General features: G+C 62.5%; 3 protein-coding genes. All 3 read left to right on the forward strand.

What is annotated here, in order from left to right; translation table 11 throughout:
• Positions 1 to 684: efflux transporter outer membrane subunit (locus ERD80_RS16985; RefSeq protein ID WP_136547748.1), on the forward strand; the 684-nt coding region annotated here is incomplete at its 5' end.
• Between the two features lie 90 nt (positions 685 to 774).
• A complete protein-coding gene (gene aas / locus ERD80_RS16990; protein ID WP_136547750.1) occupies positions 775 to 2,925 on the forward strand; it encodes a bifunctional acyl-ACP--phospholipid O-acyltransferase/long-chain-fatty-acid--ACP ligase in 2,151 nt (716 codons plus the stop codon).
• On the forward strand, positions 2,922 to 4,112 hold the full coding sequence (gene lplT / locus ERD80_RS16995) for a lysophospholipid transporter LplT (RefSeq protein ID WP_059012310.1): 1,191 nt from the start codon (positions 2,922 to 2,924) through the stop codon (positions 4,110 to 4,112). The genes aas and lplT overlap by 4 nt, the downstream gene beginning before the upstream one ends.
• Positions 4,113 to 4,221 lie beyond the last annotated feature (109 nt).

Below are 4,221 nucleotides of genomic sequence, written 5' to 3' on the forward strand. Positions count from 1 at the left end.
GCGCAACTGGAGCACGCGGTGGCGCTGCTGCTGGGGCGTGCGCCAGCCGACTTTACATTGCCGGTGGCGAAGCTGGATGCCACGCTGCCGTCTATTCCGCAGAGCCTGCCTTCGGCGCTGCTGCAGCGCCGTCCGGACATCGCCTATGCCGAACGTAACGTGGCGGCCGCCAACGCGGCGGTCGGGGTGGCGATTGCCGGTTATTATCCCGACCTGACGCTCAGCGCCAGCGGTGGCGTGACCGCCTCAGCGATCCACAGTTTATTGTCGCTGCCGAATCGCGCCTGGTCGCTGGGGCCGGAGCTCAGCGGTACGCTGCTCGATTTTGGCGCGACCTCGGCGAAAGTGGCGCAGGCGCGTGCCGCCTATGATGCCAGCGTGGCCACCTATCGCCAGACGGTGCTGAGCGCGCTGGGAGAAGTGGAAGATAACCTGGTGGAACTGAATACCCTGCAGGGGGAAATCGCCGCGCAGCAGCGCGCCGCCGTGGCAGCACAGGCGTCAGCACGCGTAACGCGCAACCAGTATGACGCCGGCATGATTGATTACCTTGATGTCGCTACCACGGAAAACAGCAGCCTGAGCGAGCAGCAGAGCCTGCTGTCGTTGCAGAGCAGCCAGTGGGTGAGCAGCGTGGCGCTGATCGCCGCGCTGGGCGGCGGCTGGCAGGGCGAATCACCCTGAATTCATCACGATAAATCACTGCGCTACTTGTCGAACATCCCCGGATCCTGCAAGGTAAGAACCATTTTTTACCGCTGCTAAGGAGCTGGCATGCTATTTACCGTTCTGCGTTTCCTCTGTCGCCTGTTATGGCGCGTTGAGCTGCGTGGCGATCTGACTGCCCTGCACAAAGAAAAAGTGCTGATCACGCCAAACCATATGTCGTTTCTCGATGGCGTGCTGCTGGCGCTGTTTCTGCCCATCAAACCGGTGTTCGCCGTCTACTCTTCGATCAGCGAACAGTGGTATATGCGCCTGCTCAGGCCGGTCATCGACTTCGTGCCGCTCGACCCCACCAAACCGATGTCGATCAAACATCTGGTGCGCATGATCAACGAAGGGCGTCCGGTGGTGATCTTTCCGGAAGGGCGCATTACCGTCACCGGCTCATTGATGAAAATCTACAGCGGCGCTGGCTTCGTCGCTGCAAAATCCGCCGCCACCGTGGTGCCGATGCGTATTGAAGGCGCAGAGTACACCCCGTTTGGCCGCCTGGCCGGGGTGTTTAAACGCCGCCTGTTCCCGCGCATTACTCTGACGGTGCTGCCGGCCACGGTAATTCCCATGCCGGAAGCGAAACGCGCGCGCGACCGCCGCGTGCTGGCCGGTGAGCATTTACATCATGTGATGATGGAAGCACGCATGGCGGTGCGCCCGCGCGAAACGCTGTTCGACGCTTTTCTCAATGCGCGCACCCGTTACGGGCTGAGCAAAGCCTGCATCGAAGACATCAACTTTAAGCCGGACAGCTACACCGGGCTGCTGAAAAAAGCGCTCGGTGTCGGACGCATTCTGGAGCGCTACAGCCAGCAGGGCGAATTCGTTGGCCTGCTGCTGCCGAACGCCACGGTGACCGCGGCGGCGATTCTCGGGGCTTCACTGCGCGGGCGCGTGCCGGCCATGCTCAACTACACCGCCGGCATCAACGGCATGCGCGCGGCGCTGACCGCCTCGCAGGTGAAAACCGTGTTTACCTCGCGCCAGTTCCTGGAGAAAGGCAACCTGTGGCACCTGCCGCAGGGGCTGACGGAGGTGCAGTGGATCTATCTGGAGGATCTGAAGGATACCGTCACGCTGCAGGACAAACTGTGGATCCTCGCGCACCTGCTGCTGCCACGCCGGGCACAGGTTGCGCAGCAGCCAGAAGACGCGGCAATGGTGCTGTTTACCTCCGGCTCGGAAGGCAATCCCAAAGGTGTGGTGCACTCGCATAAAAGCCTGCTGGCGAACGTGGAGCAGATTCGCACCGTGGCGGACTTCACCCCGCGCGACCGCTTTATGTCGGCGCTGCCGCTGTTCCACGCCTTCGGCCTCACCGTCGGACTGTTCACGCCGCTGCTGACCGGCGCGCAGGTGTTCCTCTATCCCAGCCCGCTTCACTATCGCATCGTGCCGGAGCTGGTGTATGACCGTAACTGCACCGTGCTGTTTGGCACCTCCACCTTCCTCGGCAACTATGCGCGCTTTGCCAGCCCGTACGATTTCGCCCGGCTGCGCTACGTCGTCGCCGGTGCCGAGAAGCTGCAGGAAGGCACGCGCCAGATCTACATGGAGAAGTACGGCATCCGCATCCTTGAAGGTTACGGCGTGACCGAATGTGCACCGGTGGTGGCAATCAACGTACCGATGGCCGTCAAATCGCATACCGTCGGGCGTATTCTGCCGGGCATGGATTCACGTCTGATTGCGGTACCCGGTATTGAGCAGGGCGGACGGCTGCAGCTGCGCGGTCCGAACGTCATGAACGGCTACCTGCGGGTGGAAAACCCCGGCGTGCTGGAGCCACCGGTGGCGGATAACGGCGAAGGCGAACAGGAAGCTGGCTGGTACGATACCGGGGATATTGTCAGCTTTGACGAGGGCGGTTTCTGTCAGATTCAGGGGCGCGCTAAACGCTTCGCCAAAATCGCCGGAGAGATGGTGTCGCTGGAGAGCGTGGAGCAGATTGCCCTGAAAGCCTCGGCGGAGAAACAGCACGCGGCGTCGCTGCGGCCCGATGGCCAGCGTGGCGAAGCGCTGGTGCTGTTTACCACCGACAGTGAACTCAGCCGCGACCGGCTGCAGCAGGCCGCGCGTGAGTTGGGGGCGCCAGAGCTGGCCGTGCCGCGCGACATTCGCTACATGAAACAACTGCCGATGCTGGGCAGCGGTAAACCAGACTACGTCAGCCTGAAACAGCTGGCAGAAGAGGAGCGGGCATGAGTCAGTCGGTGAATCCGGACGCCCCGTTGCTGTCGCGCAGTATGCTGGCGGTGATCGTGGCACAGTTTTTCTCTGCCTTTGGCGACAACGCGCTGCTGTTCGCCACGCTGGCGCTGCTGAAAAGTCAGTTCTATCCGGACTGGAGCCAGCCGATCCTGCAGATGCTGTTTGTGGCCACTTACATTCTGCTCGCGCCGTTTGTCGGGCAGATGGCCGACAGCTTTGCCAAAGGGCGGGTGATGATGTTTGCCAACAGCCTTAAGCTGCTCGGTGCGCTGGTGATCTGCTTCGGCTTTAATCCGTTTCTCGGCTACACGCTGGTAGGGGTCGGCGCGGCGGCGTATTCGCCGGCGAAATACGGCATCCTGACGGAGATCACCAGCGGCGCACGGCTGGTGAAAGCCAACGGGCTGATGGAGTCGTCGACTATCGCGGCGATTTTGCTCGGCTCGGTGGCAGGCGGCGTGCTCGCCGACTGGCATCTGCTGGCAGCACTGGTGGTGTGTGCACTCACTTACGCACTGGCGGTGGTGGCGAACCTGTTCATTCCGCGTCTGCAGGCAGCGCGCCCCGGCCAGAGCTGGCACGCTGGCGCGATGCTGCGCAGCTTTATCGCCTCGGCACAGCTGCTGTGGCGTAACGGTGAAACCCGCTTCTCGCTGCTCGGCACCAGCCTGTTCTGGGGTGCCGGCGTCACGCTGCGCTTCCTGCTGGTGTTGTGGGTACCGGTGGCGCTCGGCATCACGGACAACAAAACGCCGACCACGCTAAATGCCATGGTGGCGATCGGTATCGTTATCGGCGCGGCCGCGGCGGCAAAACTGGTCACGCTGCAAACGGTGCGGCGCTGCATGCCGGCCGGCGTGCTGATTGGCGTGATGGTGGTGCTGTTCTCGCTGCAGCATAGCCTGCTGAATGCGTATCTGCTACTGATGCTGATTGGTGCGCTTGGCGGCTTCTTTGTGGTGCCGCTCAACGCGCTGTTGCAGGAGCGCGGCAAAGATACCGTGGGTTCAGGCAATGCGATTGCGGTGCAAAACCTGGGTGAGAACAGCGCGATGCTGCTGATGCTGGGGCTGTATACCGTGGCGATTAAGCTGGGGGCGCCGGCGGTCGCGACGGGCGTAGGCTTCGGCGCGCTGTTCGCCATGGCGATTGCCGTGCTGTGGTGGAGAACGCGTCGCTGAGCGGCGCAGAAAGGGACCAGGTCGCCATGAATGGCGACCCTACCCTGGCCCGGCGCGTACGCCAAAACCACAGCAGGTACGCGAGGGTAACACAAACCCTGTAGGGTGC

The sequence above is a fragment of the Pantoea sp. R102 genome (assembly GCF_004916815.1).
Lineage (GTDB): Bacteria > Pseudomonadota > Gammaproteobacteria > Enterobacterales > Enterobacteriaceae > Pantoea > Pantoea dispersa.

What these genes read in the sequence shown, in the direction of transcription:
- aas (WP_136547750.1), top strand. Translation starts at nt 775, where the DNA reads ATGCTATTTACCGTTCTGCGTTTCCTCTGTCGCCTGTTATGGCGCGTT.
- lplT (WP_059012310.1), top strand. Translation starts at nt 2,922, where the DNA reads ATGAGTCAGTCGGTGAATCCGGACGCCCCGTTGCTGTCGCGCAGTATG.